Origin of the sequence: Paracoccus wurundjeri, from assembly GCF_030678915.1 — a bacterium.
Lineage (GTDB): Bacteria > Pseudomonadota > Alphaproteobacteria > Rhodobacterales > Rhodobacteraceae > Paracoccus > Paracoccus onubensis_A.
The window spans coordinates 115,988-131,989 of record NZ_JAUUTZ010000010.1 but is presented as its reverse complement, the minus strand read 5'-3'; the positions used below and the strand labels follow the sequence as shown (position 1 = coordinate 131,989).

Annotated in this window: 14 protein-coding genes and 1 pseudogene; 6 read left to right on the top strand and 9 right to left on the bottom strand. The window is 54.6% G+C overall.

Translation table 11 applies throughout. The features are described 5' to 3' along the window. Nucleotides 1–159: 159 nt before the first annotated feature. A complete protein-coding gene (locus Q0601_RS24690; RefSeq protein ID WP_370656128.1) occupies nt 160–354 on the bottom strand; it encodes a helix-turn-helix domain-containing protein in 195 nt (64 codons plus the stop codon). A 225-nt stretch (nt 355–579) separates the two neighbouring features. On the opposite strand from Q0601_RS24690, the gene Q0601_RS12100 reads away from it, so the two are divergent. After that, complete coding sequence (locus tag Q0601_RS12100) at nt 580–1,083, top strand: helix-turn-helix domain-containing protein (protein WP_305290085.1); 504 nt, start codon at nt 580–582, stop codon at nt 1,081–1,083. A gap of 118 nt (nt 1,084–1,201) precedes the next feature. On the opposite strand, the gene Q0601_RS12095 is transcribed toward Q0601_RS12100, so the two are convergent. Further along, nucleotides 1,202–1,804 (bottom strand): tyrosine-type recombinase/integrase, encoded by a 603-nt coding sequence (locus tag Q0601_RS12095; RefSeq protein WP_305290084.1) that lies wholly within the window; start codon nt 1,802–1,804, stop codon nt 1,202–1,204. A gap of 258 nt (nt 1,805–2,062) precedes the next feature. On the opposite strand from Q0601_RS12095, the gene Q0601_RS12090 reads away from it, so the two are divergent. The 5 genes and pseudogenes from Q0601_RS12090 (at nt 2,063) to Q0601_RS12070 (ending at nt 7,532) form a co-directional block, all read left to right on the top strand. Further along, complete coding sequence (locus Q0601_RS12090; protein ID WP_305290083.1) at nt 2,063–3,877, top strand: McrB family protein; 1,815 nt, start codon at nt 2,063–2,065, stop codon at nt 3,875–3,877. After that, nucleotides 3,877–5,115: an McrC family protein gene (locus tag Q0601_RS12085; RefSeq protein WP_305290082.1), complete on the top strand. Its 1,239-nt coding sequence runs from the start codon at nt 3,877–3,879 to the stop codon at nt 5,113–5,115. Before Q0601_RS12090 ends, Q0601_RS12085 begins: the two co-directional genes overlap by 1 nt. Nucleotides 5,116–5,295: 180 nt before the next feature. Continuing rightward, entirely contained in the window at nt 5,296–5,667 is a 372-nt protein-coding gene (locus Q0601_RS12080) for a hypothetical protein (RefSeq protein ID WP_305290081.1), read from the top strand. A gap of 311 nt (nt 5,668–5,978) precedes the next feature. Then, nucleotides 5,979–6,275: pseudogene (locus tag Q0601_RS12075) on the top strand (transposase); the annotation flags it as partial. Nucleotides 6,276–6,467: 192 nt separating this feature from the next. After that, entirely contained in the window at nt 6,468–7,532 is a 1,065-nt protein-coding gene (locus Q0601_RS12070) for a class I SAM-dependent methyltransferase (RefSeq protein WP_305290080.1), read from the top strand. Nucleotides 7,533–7,560: 28 nt separating this feature from the next. Here the strand turns inward: Q0601_RS12070 and Q0601_RS12065 are convergent, their stop codons facing one another. The 7 genes from Q0601_RS12065 to Q0601_RS12035 form a co-directional block, all read right to left on the bottom strand. After that, a complete protein-coding gene (locus tag Q0601_RS12065; protein WP_305290079.1) occupies nt 7,561–8,892 on the bottom strand; it encodes a DGQHR domain-containing protein in 1,332 nt (443 codons plus the stop codon). Nucleotides 8,893–8,896: 4 nt separating this feature from the next. After that, nucleotides 8,897–9,412 carry a PB1 domain-containing protein gene (locus Q0601_RS12060; RefSeq protein ID WP_305290078.1) on the bottom strand — a complete coding sequence of 172 codons (516 nt, stop codon included), beginning with the start codon at nt 9,410–9,412 and terminating at the stop codon, nt 8,897–8,899. A gap of 46 nt (nt 9,413–9,458) precedes the next feature. Further along, nucleotides 9,459–10,994: an ATP-binding protein gene (locus Q0601_RS12055; protein WP_305290077.1), complete on the bottom strand. Its 1,536-nt coding sequence runs from the start codon at nt 10,992–10,994 to the stop codon at nt 9,459–9,461. Continuing rightward, nucleotides 10,991–13,075 carry a DNA sulfur modification protein DndD gene (gene dndD / locus Q0601_RS12050; RefSeq protein ID WP_305290076.1) on the bottom strand — a complete coding sequence of 695 codons (2,085 nt, stop codon included), beginning with the start codon at nt 13,073–13,075 and terminating at the stop codon, nt 10,991–10,993. Before dndD ends, Q0601_RS12055 begins: the two co-directional genes overlap by 4 nt. Nucleotides 13,076–13,078: 3 nt before the next feature. Then, nucleotides 13,079–13,282, bottom strand: a complete 204-nt coding sequence (locus Q0601_RS12045) for a hypothetical protein (protein WP_305290075.1) — start codon at nt 13,280–13,282, stop codon at nt 13,079–13,081. Next, complete coding sequence (dndC, locus tag Q0601_RS12040) at nt 13,283–14,437, bottom strand: DNA phosphorothioation system sulfurtransferase DndC (RefSeq protein ID WP_305290074.1); 1,155 nt, start codon at nt 14,435–14,437, stop codon at nt 13,283–13,285. Nucleotides 14,438–14,696: 259 nt separating this feature from the next. Beyond that, nucleotides 14,697–15,560: a DUF6615 family protein gene (locus Q0601_RS12035; RefSeq protein WP_305290073.1), complete on the bottom strand. Its 864-nt coding sequence runs from the start codon at nt 15,558–15,560 to the stop codon at nt 14,697–14,699. Nucleotides 15,561–16,002: the final 442 nt, after the last annotated feature.

The following is a 16,002-nucleotide window of genomic DNA, read 5'->3' as shown; positions in this document are numbered from 1 at the left end:
ACATAAAGAACCTGACCGCCGCGAGAAGCGGCGCTCAGTGTTGACTTTTTGTTCGGTTCACGGGAAAAGAGAGTATCGACGCAATCGATATTTTCTGACGGCCTTGGGAGTGTCCGCTTCCAGGGCCGTCCCCGTTTCAGGGGGGGGGTTAGGAGGTCATCATCTTGCACCCCCTTTCTCCAGATATCTTGAAGGCCAGAGTTGTTCGGGGTTGGAACCAAGCTTTTCGGCGATTGCCAGCTCGACCCGACGAGATGTGCATTTGCCTTGGCTGGCAGTGATGACAGTTGTCGTCGACAATCCAAGCTCACGGGCGATTTGTGAAAACGAACTGCCCACTGCATGCAACCGCATCTTGATCCCGTAATGGCAGTGTTGGTCCATATTCGTGCTTGACTCCAAGATATGGTGTTTGTGAGCAGTGCCCCATAGTCTATAGATTCGGGCCGCGAATCGGTCAATATGTTTAAGAATCAATTAGTTGCTGTATTCGCTCTCGTTTATGTACACCTTATAAGTTTGTTGGACGAGAGATCGAAAATGACGGGCACAAGATATGGCGAACCGAGAGGAGGTCCAATGGTCGTATATAATTTCGATGGGGCATACAGACATGACGGTGGATACGTCCCCACCCACGAAGGGTTCACATTTGTTCCCTTTAGCGAACTCATTGAGAAAATGGAGCAAACCAGGTCGCTTCTCGAAACCAGAAAGCACTTCAGGATTTCATCCCAGGCTCTCCGCGCACTTCTGACCAAAACGGGATACGATTTCGAAGCGCTGATCGTTGGTCAGTATAAAAACGAGAGGGTCAGCGCCGGCACGCTCATGCAGCGACATGGTCTGGGCTTTGCGAAATTGCACGAAATCCTGACGAAGAATGGGGTTGTTCTTAAGCAAGGCAATCGTAAAGACAAGATCGATAGTGAAATTTGCCGAAAGGCTGTCGAGCGGCACGGAGGAAATAAATCCGCCGCAGCACGGGCTCTTGGTATTGATCGGGGCACCCTGGCAAAGCGCCTTGTTGCTCGTGAGGCGCTGACCGAACCTCGCGTCAGAGGCTCAGAAACCGGGCAGTAGCCAGTTGAGCGTCGGTCTCGGAGCTGCGGAGACAAACGAAATTCGGGGCCTGGTGGATCACTTTCAGCGCCTATCTCCGGGATCGCCGGAGTTGAGCGGGATTGTGAACTCGCTGGCATCAGCCCCATATCCCCTGGAACCGCACCGCCGCCGTGCGGGTGTAGCGGGAGGTATGGCGGGGATCGCGATGGCCGAGATAATCCTGAATCAGGCGCAGATCGCGCCCGGCATGGGCAAGCGCATGGCCGCAGGAATGGCGCAGCATATGCGGATGGATCGGCCCGAGCCCTGCCCGCCTGGCGATCGCAGTGACCAGGTAATTGACGGCCTGGCGGGTCATTGGCTGGCCACGCTCCGAGAGAAACAGCCAGGGCAGCGCATCGCGTCGCACGGACAGGACACGCCGCAAGGCGCGGAGTTCGTCTCCGGTCAAGGGCTGGTTGGTGGCAAGACCGCGTTTCAGCCGCCGGACCCAGATGTGCCCGGAGTTGAGGTCGAGATCATTGCGCCGGAGCGCAATCAGCTCGCTGACCCGCAGCCCGTGGCGGTACATCAGCAACAGCATGAGATGATCGCGCGCACCATGCCGGCCGGATTTCGCCGCCGCAAGCAGGCGCGTCATCTCGGTCGGGATCAGGTAATCCCGGTCGCGCAAATGCGCATCGACCGGCTCGGTGCCGTCACTCTTGACAAAAGACCGGTTGGGACGCGGGTCGCTCATGCCATTTCTGTCCTGCAATTGCCGGGATTGCTTCCGTCAACTCTCGACAAAACGCATATTCTGTAAAGAGTTTAAGCCCTGTTCAGCCTATCGCGAAACGCTACGGGTGACGAGCCTTGAGGCTGTGACGGTTAGCTTCACTTCTCAAAGGCGTAGATTTTTTTGTGAGATCAAGAGGGTGGTGCAGAAGTGGGATTGCCGGCCTCGCCCTGGTACTCGTATGCTGAGGCAGTGGCCGCTTTTGCACCGGGATTTACCATGGCTCGATACAATCCAAGCGCCGACCTTTCGCCGCTTTATGAAACGATGGATCGCCTTCGCACCGATTGCCTGATCAATGATGGTTCGCTTCTATCACCAGGTCGGTCACTTTGGACCGCTGATAACTTTGCCGGACTCCAGCGAACCTATGTCCAAAACCTTGACGCCGGCGAAGGAAACTTTTTCGAGAAGCTCAAAGCTCAGCTTTCTGATTCCACGAGCGACGGCCGCTGTCTGATGGCCGAGTTGATCTGGTTGCTCTACGCGTTCCAGCGCTCTGATGTCGCCCCCTCGACCAAAGATCAAAAGGTTCGCGAAGTCTGGTCATGGTCCGGCGGGGAACTGCAGCCAGAGGTTGCGGCACTTACCGACCCAGTACTTCAAGGCGTCGGGCGCGCCGGACAGGGATATAATAACAATAAATGGCGCGAACTCGTCCTACTGATAACCGCCATGCAGGATCTGAAAGCGAAACCCGAGAACGAGCGTCGTCATTTAGTCTCTGACGGAGAAGCATTCGCTTCATGGATGGACGTGCATGTCGAAGGTGATAACCGTCAATTGCGGCACATCCTGCCGTTTCTGTTTTTCCCTGATGACTATGAGCGCATCAGTGCTGCATCGAATAAGCGTGACATCCTTGTAGGCTTTGGCGCAGCTTCGCCGGCGGAAGTGCGAAGCATGAGTTTTGTTGAGCTCGATGCGGCGCTCGTAACACTGCGGAAGGAACTTGAGGCAAAACACGGTTCGCGGGTCGATTTTTACGAAGGGGATTTCAGGACCGTCTGGCAGAAACCTAAAAAGAAAAAGCAAACTTCTGCACAGGAAATGAACGAGGATGAGATCGTTCCACCCTGGAACAACCATGAACTGAATACGATTTTCTACGGCCCACCTGGTACAGGAAAAACATTCAGCACCGCGAGACGTGCTGTCGAGATTTGTCTGGGGCAGGCACCGGAAGACCCGATCGCTATGCGTCAAGCATACAACCAATTGGTCAAGGACGAACGCATCGGCTTCGTCACTTTCCATCAAAGCTATACCTATGAGGACTTTGTCGAGGGACTGCGGCCTCGCCCGATGGCGTCAGGCGCGGGTTTCACCCTGGAGCCGGAAGCTGGAATCTTCAAAATAATGGCAGAGCGTGCGTCGGAACAACAAGGCAATCATGTTCTCATCATCGACGAAATCAACCGCGCGAACATTTCCAAGGTCTTGGGCGAACTCATCACGCTGCTCGAGAGCGACAAGAGAATGGGGGCATCAGCAGCGACAACGGTGACATTGCCTTATTCGAAATCCGCCTTTTGCTTGCCACGAAACCTTTACATCCTTGGCACCATGAATACCGCGGATCGCTCGATCTCGCTGCTGGATACCGCATTACGACGCCGTTTCGTCTTTGAAGAGCTCCCACCTGATATATCGATACTCGTGGATATCGAACTCGATGACAGTGCGCTCGATCTGGCGGCCGTCCTAACAAGCATCAACCAGCGACTGATTTATTTCCTCGGTGAGGACGCTCAGATCGGCCACGCATGGTTTATGGGGATGAAGACGAAGGCCGATCTAGACCGGATCATGGCCTTCAAGGTCATCCCTCTGCTGCGCGAGTATTTTCATGATGATCTCGAACGTGTTCGGGTCGTTCTGGGAGGTGGCGACGGATTTCTATCGCGATCGCAGCTGCCTGTCCCGAACGGGGCGGAAGGTTATGCGGAAGATCGGTATCGTTATTCGGACATTTATCGCGAAGAGGGGGCCTATCCGGAAGAAGCTTACATTACGCTTCTGGGTCAATCCTAATGTGGCCTGGCCGTCACCACTATACGGTGCCGGAATGGTCGTCCCTGCCCGTCGGGCCCGATGGCATAAGTGAACTACAGGCCGAGCAACTCCATCTTGCTGCGATTTCAGCGGCCAGACGACTTGGTGTTCCCGAAAACGGTGTGTTGGCGCGGGGCTTCCGGCGGTTGGAAACACGACAAGTCTGCGGGATCATTGCTGCGCCGGGGATCTCTTTGGAAATCCTGCCCAAGCTGAAAGATGACGACGGTGCGTTGCGCGCGACCCTAATCCGGATGCTCGCCTTGGCTTTTGATGTTCCACTTTCGGAGGGCCAAATCACTGGTTTGAGCACACAGGACAATGATCTCCTTGAAGTATTCATCAACTTGTTTGTGACGCGTCTTGCGCAACAGGTGCAGACTGGACTCATGCGGGCCTATGTCCCGAAAGAGGAATTGTTGCCCAAGTTGCGTGGCAATCTTGATCTACGGCAACAGATACTGCGCCGTGCGATTGATCCTTCCCGGCTGCATTGCCGTTTCGAAGAATTTTCCGAGAACACGCCTTTGAATCGCCTGCTCAAGACATGCCTTTTGCATGCTGGTTCCTTCGCGCGGACTGAACCGCTTCGTCGGCGTATTACCAGTCTAACAGAACGGTTTGCGGGAATTCCGCAAAGTCGCGCACCGTTAAAGGAGCGGATCGTCTGGAATCGGTTGAATGAACGCTTCCGCGACACTCATACTTTGGCACGCATGTTGCTTGAGGCGGTGTGGCAAAATACGACATACGGCACCTTCACTGGGGTGGCCCTGTTATTTCCAATGAACCTGTTGTTCGAGCGCTATGTATCGCGCTGGCTGCAAAGGGCGCTGCCTGCAGGAACGGTGTCGGTGCAACGCCGGACGTACACATTGCTGCAGCACGGGGCTTATCCGTTGATTCCCGACATCGTGATCGAAACCGATGCCGGACCGCTGATCATTGATACCAAGTGGAAGGATCTTGGCGACCCAATCGGATCAGTCTCCAAGGTCAGCCAAGCCGACCTCTATCAGCTCGCATCCTACGGAGCGGTTTATGACGCCAACCGCGTAATACTTCTGTATCCGGGAACTGCACAGGATCGGCAGCCAACGGTGTGGCAATATACCGCAACAGATCGACAGGTAGAAATTTGGCTCGTCGATTTGCGGGCCACTCAGAACAGGAAGGACTGGGAAATGCTCGCGCGGCAGCTCGTCACGCAAGTTTAAAGCAAGATATATCAGCGCAGGAACTTTACAAAACGCACTTTCTGTAAAGAGTGTATGCAGGCAGCCCACCTCGACTGGATCATCAGAGCATTCATTGCTACATTGCTGCTCTGAACCGGAAGCACAGGAGTTTTCCCCGCCTTCCCCACGCACCTTACCCCTGATCTCGGTATCGCATTGATGAATCTTCACCTCCACGGAACCGTGGATGTCGAGGCTGGAAATGCGCTCTGCGATTGTGGCCTCGCCTTCCCGAAACGCTTCTCTGACGTCAACACGCAAGGTCAGTTTCTTGGCTTCGACGCTATCACCTTGGAGCTCGGTGCCTATGTGGAGATCGGCCGAATCGAGCAGACCCGGGCAGCGAGGCATCGTTTCGTGACTGAGGCTTTCGCCCGAATGGCTGTCGATCAATACGCGACGGCGGAAATTGTGGTGTTCGAGCACTCTTATCTTGAGAAACTTCTGCCTGACTGGCTGGAAGCGGCTCATGAGCGCTCGGCCAGGCTCTGGCGTATCCCGCTGTCAACTTCAGTCAGCACAAAACCGTAACACGTGCAATTTCCCAAAGGATTGATTCCCGAGTCTCATCAATTTTGACTCAACGATCTCATCAGGTTTGAATAACGACCGTTCCACGCGTCAGGATGTCTGTGCATGTGCAACGGTAGCGAAACCTCTGCATCAGTTCCAGGCAGCTTCGGCACAGGCACGACGGTAGTGAAGGCGGGAAGCGCGGAGACCTCCAGTATCGCAGCGTTTCCCGCCTTCGCGGTTCAACGGGCATATTTTGTTGAAAAACTCCGCTTGTTTGACGGCCCAAGCGCTGATTCAATTCTCATATAGGGGCGGGAGGATTGGCGATGATGGGGCCGAGGCAGGAAGCGCAACCAGCGCTGTTCTACGAGTTCTCGCTGGAAGATCATGTCCCGGATGATCACCTTCTGCGATCCATTGATCGGTTCGTAGACCTGGGCAGCATCCGCGCCCACCTTGCGGATTTCTACAGCCACACAGGGCGTCCGTCCGTCGATCCCGAGTTGCTGATCCGCATGCTGTTGGTCGGCTATTGCTTTGGCATTCGCTCCGAACGGCGGCTCTGCGAGGAGGTGCATCTGAACCTAGCCTATCGCTGGTTCTGCCGCCTCGACCTGACCGACCGGCAAGGGGCGCGCCAAATATCGCGCCCTGCAACTGACCTGTCAGGTTTGTCCGTCGAAACAGAAATGCTGCCCGAACGCCGATGCCCGATGAATAGGCCTTACCTGTTCTCTAAATGTATCGATGCATCTCGGCTGGTTTGTCGCGCAACGCCCGGTTACCTTTAGTGCCGATTCGAGCCTGTAACTGGAATGAATGACGTGACGCCTGAAGAAATCGAACACGAGATGCACAAGGCGGCGTTCGACCAGAACCACGCCTCGTTTCGCTCCTTAAACCAGCAGATGTGGCAAATCCCCCTGATCTCGATGACGCTCACCGGCGGTTTATGGTTTGGCGTATCGCGCGTGGAGGAATTTCCTCTATTTCAGCTAGCTCTGCTTTTCCTCGCAGCAGCCGGAAACGGCGCGCTTTTTGTGATCATTATGCGCCTGCGCTTTGTCATGCAGCAGCATCTCGATTGGTTGGAGAAGACCTATCCAGCCGGACATGTCTCGGCCAAGGGTGCCCAATGGTACAACAAACCGTTCCTTGTTCGGTCCTTGTTCCAGTTCATGCTATTGCTCGCAGCGATCCTCAGCTTGATTCTCTTGATCGTGACTGCTTGGACTAGCCGTGGAGAGGTATTTGGCACCATGCCGCAAGACCCAGCCCTGACCTATTACGAGGAGCACGCAGCCCGCCTTGCAGACGGCTACGAAACCTTGTCACTGGAAACCGCGCACCCAAAGATTCTCACACTAATCAACGAGCATTTTGATGAACAGCCTTTGGCCGTCCTCGATGTCGGCGCGGGGACAGGACGCGATGCGTCATGGTTTGCAGCTAACGGCCACCGGATCGTTGCCGTGGAGCCCTCGGAAGCCATGCAGGCCATCGGTAAGCGTCTGCATCCATCGCCTGATATCGAATGGCGATTAGACAGCTTACCTGATCTAGCCGACACGCGCGCAACCGGCGAGACGTTTGACCTGATCATCCTCAGCGCCGTTTGGATGCACGTCAAACCGGATGACAGGCGCCACGCATTGGAAACCCTCGCCAGCCTCCTGAAACCGGGCGGACGGATTTACCTAACCTTGCGGATCGGCCCCTCCGAACCTGGGCGCGGCATTTACCGCGTCTCCGAAGAAGCATTGCAAGACCTGCTCAGGAAGCTCGCGCTGATGGCAGAAAGACTGGGCGAGCAAGCGGATTTGCTCGGACGAAATAACATCCACTGGGTCGCTATGGCCGTTTCAGCTTCGAAGAACTAAATTTCCAGTTCGAAAGTGCGTCGCCAATCTACCAAAGGAAATCTTCAGCGCTATAATCGTCTCCAATGCTGCGTTTGATCCTGGAAGATAGAGCTTTGTCCACGCTCGGCTTGATCAGGCCATAATGTTTCAGAATAACATCACGCACAATCGCGGCTCTTCCAACGCTAATCTTGTGAGTGTCGGGATCGAAGATCAGACCTGCGTATGGTCTATATGCCAGCTCCGTTGGCAGATCAGAATACAACGCAACCGCTTTCTTTATCTCATCGACTACCTTTTGCTTTACAGCAGATGGAGATTGCTTGGGTTCTTCGAATGTAGCAGTAATTGACGGTTTAACTGCCGCAGCCACCAGTTGAGCAAACATGCGAAGTCCAACAGGGCGAAACAGAATATGACCGCCGTCTTGTCTGCGGTTCTCTATGATGACCTTTTCTGGATCATTGCCCGCGAGGCACCTCTTCGTCTCAGGGAAAGCTTCCATCAAAGACGTGAAAAAACACTCAGCACACGCCCGATAAACGTCAGTCCACTCGTCATCCGGGCGGTTATACCTCAAGTCGTCTGCCGTCCTTTTAGAAATAACTTTAAAAAGATCAAACAGAAGGTCGTACAGTGTCACAATCGCGGTAAAGACCTTGGTGTCACTCGGGGAAATGTTCGCGCTGGTGCGAAAAGAGACAATGCTTTCCCTCGATAATGGATCGAACTTCTCGACGAGATGGCGAGTGGCAATAGCCATTACATCATCCTCATCCAGCGCAATTGTTTCATGTTTCTTCACAGAGACGGCTCGTTTATTCAGAGTTGTGAACAAACGTCGTGATCTTGTCCGGCCAGCATCGCTGGGATCGTGCGCAACAAGCATCACGGTCACTTCCTCAGAACCAAGGTATTCATTTTCTTTGTTAGGGTCTGAAAGTGCTTCCCGAATTCCGGCGAGTCGATGCTGGCCATCCAATGGAAAGAGGTGTTCTTCACCACTTAATGACAAAAATCCAAATGAATCTAGCTTGGCCCGATCCAGCGTGTCTGGGTCGAATACAAGATTGTCGTTCTGTTTGCGGATTGAAAACTCCAGCCAGTTGGGCTCGCCTTCAAAAACGGCGACGACCATGGCAGGGAAAAACCTTTCGACTTCATTCTTGAGGTAGGATGCAATATTCTCAGCGCGACCGGATTTGATGGAGCGCTGCACCATATCAGACAGGCTTTTGTTCTGATATATCTCATCGCTCAAATAGATGCGCTCGTTGACTTCATCCAGTGTCATCAAGGTAGTATAAAACGCCCATTTTCCGATCCTCCCCTTGAGTGCGGGTAGGTACGTAGGATCGGGTCTTTTCTTCTTCTTCATAGGCCTATCCTCTCAACACTGGAACTATGCGCCGTATCTCCGCGCTAAAATCATCTGTAACACAATGTGGTATGACGGCATCATTCAAGGCTTCTTCGATCTCTTTTAGCTCGCACATGTCGTCATCTATCGGAGCAAAAAAGAAGTCCAGATCATTTGGCCATAGCCTAAACAGGTTTTCAAATTTGGGTCGTTTGGCTCCTATTCGGCAATCTCGGACATATTCTTTGTATCTCTTGCGAAGGGTCCTGGATGTTTCACCAAAATAGACTAAGACGCCATGGGACGGCATTATCGTGTCCTTCACCGAGACACAAAAAGCATAAACGCCGCGTTGTTCCGGCACGTCATTGGCGGTATTTTCACCAAAATCAACTTTGTCCCAGTTCAACGCCTGCGCCGTTGCCGCGTTGCGCCACGCATCCGGCCATACGAACACATTGATCCTATGTTCGCGAAAATAATCTAATGGTGACTTCGGCTCACTCTTCTTGGCGGCGAGATCATATAATTCACTCACTGGTAATACTCTCCGCATACGCCACCTGATCCGCGCCCTTGGCAACCTACCATGCCTTGACCTTCTTCGTTGTCTTGTCGAACCGGACGAAGCATTGGCCTGTTTGCAGGTTAGTAAGGTTCGCGCCTTTGCCAAGCACACGGGCGGCTGCGCCGGGCTTGGCGTTTGTCGCAAAGGCGGCGACCAATCCCATGTTGTCGAGGAACTCGTCATCTTCACCCGAGAAGTCATCTGGGGATTGCGAAACCAGCATCACCGCACCACCTTTCGAGCGGCTCATGCGGATCAGGCGAGAGAGTGAAGGTAGCTTTGTGCCGAGTATCTGATGCGCTTCATCAATCATGCACAGTACGCGCAAGCCGCGCGCGCCATCCGTTCCTGTCTCGGCATCGGCAAGCCCGTTTAGATGCTGGTCTAGCGCGTCCAGAAGAAGATTGACCACGATCGTACGGCTATCTTCCGGTACATTGGGTGGCAGTTTAATGATCCAGCTCTTTTGGAAGAATTCCGCCGGAGACATCTTCGGTTCGAACAACGGGAAGCGACACAGCTCCTCCATGCTGGACGATGCGCCGTCTTCCTTGGCCTCATGTTCTTCATAGACTTCCAGCAGGCGGTCACGGATATGATGCATCTCGCAAGGCTCTTCGCTCGACAAAGCCCGCGCCGCCGCCTCATGGACATAGTTGCGTTGCCGGTCGCCAAGCTTGGAGCCCTTCAGGCGTGAGAAGGACTGACGGAAGCGAAGCGCGGCTTCGTCAATCCCGAACTGATCCTTTTGAGAGAGTGCGAGCACGTCCAGAGGGATTGGCATACGCGGAGGCTCAATAACTTTCGCTTCAAAGGCTTCACCCAGGGCCGTTTGTCCTTGCGTTCCGGTAAAGTCTGCCAAGTCACCCTTAAAATCGAACGCAATCAGCGGCACCGGCGCTTGCTCGCGAACCGAGCGCAGCATCGCAGCCGCCATAACCGTTTTGCCCGAGCCACTTCCGCCCATGATCGCGGTATGCGGCGCGCTGCCCTTGCCGTTCAGGCTCCAGAAAACTTTCTCCTTGGTCGAAACATCTTCGCCAATCTCGCCCAGGGGCACTTTGATCTCACCGCTGGAGAAGGTGACACCAGTTTCGCCCTCAGCGCCGGAGAAGAGCAACCGGCCACCAGAAGTCGGCAATTCGGCAACTTCGGCCAAGTGGCGCACGAACCTCGCAATATCCTCTCCCGCCTGCCCCCACTCTTCATCCAGCTTGGCCAACCCGCGCCGCCAATGGGCACCGACCAGAGAAATCAGGCGCTTGGTGTCAATATCCGGCTCGCCGGTTCGCTCTACAATCAGCGCTAGCCAGACCGACAAGGCCGTGCCCGTACCAAATAGCGTATCTCCTTTGATCACCTTGCCTTGATCGAATTCTTCATCCGGCAGTTGTACGGGCGCATTCATTGCCAAGGACCGTGAAATCGCCAAGCGCGCGGGCAGATAGCGCTTGCGCATCCCGAGCCGTCCCATGAAATCGGTGTTCAGCTTGTCGCTGTCATAATCGGTACGAAAATTCGCGCCCGCCACTTCAACAAGGGAGATGCTCATGCCTGACCTCCCGTCTCTTCGAAATAGCCGGGCCGGACTGTCGATTGCCCAATATCTCCAACCCGTTCAAAATGAACGAGATATTTCTTCTGGACATGCGGCTCGATTTCCCGCAAATACTCTCCGACGACTTCCGTGTTGGTCGAGAGCAGGATGACTTGATGCTCGCGCTGCACCAGGTGATTGAGGACGCCTTTGCGGTGCTCGATGTCCAGTCGCCCTAGCGGTGTATCGACCACCATGGGGAAGCCGCGTCCCGAAACGGATGACACCGCAGATATCAGGGCTTGGGTAAAAATCTGCTTCTCGCCCGCCGAGAGGTCATAGCCCCGCAAATCCATGTCATCGGTATTCAACAGTTGTACATCGCAGTTTTCGTCAATCGCGATCCGCTCCACCAGGTCCTTCTTATGGGCCATGGCACGGTGTGCCTTCGTCATGGCAGCAGCAATCGCATCGATCTGGCTCGGCACAGCCTTGGCGACAATCTCATCGACCATCAGCGCAACCTTGTTGGCACGCGCGGCGCGCCGCGCAGATGGCGCGGCCTGATCAAGCTGGCCGGAAAGCTTCGTCAATTCTGTGTTCTTCTGATTGATCTGAGTTTCTAAAGACGCCATTTCACGCTTCAGTGCGCCGATCTCCTGATCATATTGCTGAATCTCGCCGTTCACCTGGGTCAGGCGTTCGCGTTTTTTATCGACATGCGGCGCAACAGCTTCGGTGCGCGTCACCTCATCTTGCAGACGCTTCAGGGAATCCTCATTGGCCGCGATCGTGCTCAAAAGTTCTACAATCGCCGGAGCCCCCAGCTCATCCAGCTCATCCAGCCGGTCGATCACCTTGGAGCGCTCCAGCTCGTTCAGATAAGGATGCAAGTACTCATCAGCGCAGTTATCGGGCGGGGGATACCAGAGTTTTTCCCAGGCACCTCGCGCGCTATCCAGCACGCCTTCCCGTTGGCCGTCACTCAAGGAAGGATTGATCTCCTGCATTCCGGTATCAACTGAAGCCAAGAAGCGCTCCAGATTACTATCGCCCTGGTTTTTTCCACTTTCCCAACGCTCCCGCACGCCCTCACTCAAGAGCCGATCCTTGATGCTCTTGCGCAGGCCAAGGCCGGAAAGCGCCAATGCCAAATCCTTCATAAGCAGCTCTTCAAGCTGGGCATTCCCGCCTTCGATAGCGCGCTCATGGTTCTTAATTTGCTCGAATTGCTCTTGAAGCAAAGCTTGTGACCCCGAGCCAAAGCTCGCCAGCTCTCGGATTAGATGCTCCTGTTCTTCTTTGAGGGTCGCCCGGTACGGTTCTATTTCAGCAAGGCGGTCGGTCTTCTTATCGTTCTCGAAATTAAGCTGGTGGCGTTCTAGCTCAATTTTTTCGATTGTTTTATCAGAAACATTGGGCGAATCTTTTCGGCGCACTTCCGCATAAGCGCGCAAGTCTTTTGCCAACCGCTTCAAAACAGGCATTCCAAGCATGCCTTCGATACCATGCCGCACTTGATCCGACATTGATCGCTCAGCCAAAACACTTACCTGTTCGCCGTCGAACATGAAGAAATGTGCGAGCGTGAACGGCAATAGATTCTCGGCTATATACTCACGAAACCAGTCCGCGCGGTCATTGCCCTGCAACGCGCCCGGACCAACAGCTTTGCGCGTCGTGCCCTCATAAATATGAATTTCTTCGTCCTGCGCGCGGTAGACGCCGGAATCACTGAAGTGCCAGATACGCTGGATTTCCAGCGGCTCGTCATTCTCATCGGTAAAGATCAGCTTTACGGAACAGGATGTGCGGCCTGCTGCTGTCGCACCCCGGTGAAGCGCCTTTTCAAGGAAGTTCTTGTAGGATGTGGCAAGCCGTTCTTTATCCGCTCCTGAGAACGGAGAGCGGGCAATGAGCGGCAAGCCATCGCGCCCGAACATACCAAGCACAATAGCTTCGAAAAGACTTGTCTTGCCGTAGCCGTTGGGCGCGCCAATGAGAATGATATTCTTGCCGCTTGCCGGTGCGGGAAAATCGAAATTGGCCGTCGTATAGGCCTTCCAGTCTCGCAAGGTGATCTGTGAAATGTGCATAAGTTATTTTTCGTCCACCTGAATGCGGTCCAGAATATCGTCAAAGGAATCCCAGAGGCCAGCACGGCGCTGCTTTCCCGTTTGTTCGACTTCCGCCTGAACAAGCTCTTCGAATTCCGCAAAATGCATGCCGTTGGCTTTGCAGGCGTCCTTGATCATGGCGCGCCCTTCCAGGTTATCGAGAAGCACGACAACATTACGCGGCATCTACTTCTCCTTTACAATTTCACGAACACTCATGGTTCTGGCTTTACTATGGCCTGCGATTTCCTCTGACCAGAGCTGGTGAATGAGATCAACTTCCTCTTCCGTGATCAAGCTCTGCCCTGTTTCTTTTTCCAGAGCGCGCAAGCGCTCGAATATCTCGGCTCTGGTTTGAAGCGTAAAAGGGCCAGGGACAAAGATGCCGCCATCAGTGATCGTAATGCGGCCATCGCGCCGCCGGGCTTGTCTGCGATCTTTCTCGTTGCGGATAGAGGCAAGCCAGTCGCGAAAGTCGAGAAGCGGCGTGAACTCGGCGTAGCCGGACTCAACAAAGCCTTCCAGGCTCCTGTCTTTCTCCACCACAGTGCAGGTCCAGCAGCCAAAACGCGATGACGTGGTGCCGCAGGACGGAGCATCATCCTTCGACGTGACCACCGGGCATTCGCCGCCACCTGCATCACGGTACAGACCGATCAGCTTGAGATGCGACCCGCCCCAAGGCGGCTCGTTGAGCGCAAGAAATTCCCAGACATCATCGGTATCCAACTCAACAATGGGGCGGAAAACCATGCAGCCAGGTAGATCGTTGTGCTTATTCAAACGCTCACCATTGTCGTAGCGGCCCACCGAGGCCGCGCGCGTGGCGCTTTCGGACCTGCGCACTCCAAGGAGCAGTATCACTTGCCCGGCTTCTTCCGCCAAGCTCTTGATATAGCGGCTTGTTGGCAGGATTTTCATCCTGTCCGTGCACCAACGGAACGAGCGGTTCGGCGAGGGGTAGCCGCGCCCGATCAGATTCACCCAGAAAGACTGATCAGGGGCCGGTCGCGTGATTTTAGTAACGATTGGCAAGCTGAACGCTTCGGCGGCGTTGGAAATTTCTTCAATGCTGTCAATGATGTGCTGGACAACCAGCGGGCTCTCGACGAGCGTATCATTGGCAACGATATGCACCTGCCGCGTGCGCTGCGAAGGCGGAAGCGTTAGCAACATCTCGAACACGAGATGCGCGACCAGTGTGCTGTCTTTTCCGCCGGAATATCCGATAATCCAGGGCCAGTCATGTTCCTGGCGGTATTCATCAAGAAGTTCTGAGCGGATGGCCCTTAAGAGTGCCACGCTTTCATCTTCGAGTGCGAGTGCTTCAGCGCCGTCCATCTTCCTGCCATCCCTTTGCTCTCCGCGCTTCCCGCGCTTTTTCTGTATCTTGTCTAACAGGAGCCCCTTGCTACTGTAAATCGCGGATTAGTGTCTCAGATGGCATTGGGCAGGTAACACTCGCAGCGAATGGCCAGCTCCCACGGGCCGCAGCGCGGCACCCAGATAGACCGCTCAATGGCCGGTTCGTGCCGTTGCCGGTCCACCGATTTCGAACCGAACGTTCGAATTTCGCGTTGTCCTTCCCGACGCCTCTTCCTCACACAGCGTCCTCGTCATCATCTTCGGCGACAGGAATCTCGCGGACATCAATCTCAACGAGGCGCCCTATTCTGCGTTCGCGGTACTCCTCCTCACTGGAACGTCGCTCGTATTCGGGGTCATTGGCATCAATTAGGCCGTCGATCTCCCGACTTGGCCCAACTGAAGCGTTCAATTCGTCGAGCGTCGGGAAACTCCTAACGGCGACGCTATCAATGGCACGCGCCTCATCTGTAACTGAAGACAACACTCCAGAAGCTATCACGAAGCGCATCTCGGAGCCGTCCACTTCCAAAATGTCTGAAACTTCGGCGCCGACATACCGACAGCGTTCGACCAGATAATGCCAAGGGATGCAATGTGTCTCTATATCGCCCAGAGCCTTCGGAGCAATCGCCTTCACAGTATTCGCGCTGACAAGCAGGCAACCGTATTCGAATTCGACAAAATCTCCCGGAGTGGGCTTTGTGGCCCAGTGGTTACGCTGGTTCTCAGCAGAATAAATGCAGTAGATAGGCTGCAAGCGGTTGGCCTTGGCATCCTTGCTCAACAAGTCGATCTGCTGCGCGCCTGACGATTTCACCTTGTGTGGTATCTTCAGCGCGCCGTTTTTCTGCAATCGCTTCGCCTGAACCCGCATTCGGAACTTCCCGCGCCGTCCGATAATGTGCCATTCCCAGTCCGCGCCGTTCAGAGCCTCTTTCTTCTTTCCGAATGTATGCAAAGTGACAATTGTAGGATGGCGGCGACGAAGTTCCAGCAGATTGGTTTCCGTAATTGTTTCTTCGCCATAGCTGACATGAACATCGTCCCGATGCGCGAACCCAAGATTTTTCGAGGTCGCATGGGCCAACTCCAGCAAGCTATATAAAAGTGATCATCTCAAATCCACGCCTCTGCATCTTTCTGCCACAGCGTGCCGGAAATTTTGTCGGAAAAATCCAGCTTCCGGCGGTCTAAGGTTGGCGACGAGAAAACTAGGAGTATTCCTGGCCGCTCGATACGGCAGCGTTAGCGAGGGCAAGGCAAAGCTAGGAGGCTTACCAGCAGTTCGGGCTGCATTTCGCAGCATGCAAGAAGAACTATACTCAAACTGAACGACTACCAGCTAGCGCCGGTAGAATCGGCCTGGCTGTCAGACCGCATGCTGACCAGCCGCATCCACCGCCGCAAGCCAGCGGGCAAGCCGATGCCGCAGGCGACCTCCCGGGCCAATGCGAAGATCTTCCACGAGCGCCGCGCAGCGACGGGATTGGCTCCGTCCGGAGCGGCCTGAGAAGAACAAAAATCGGCCCCGAATCCTC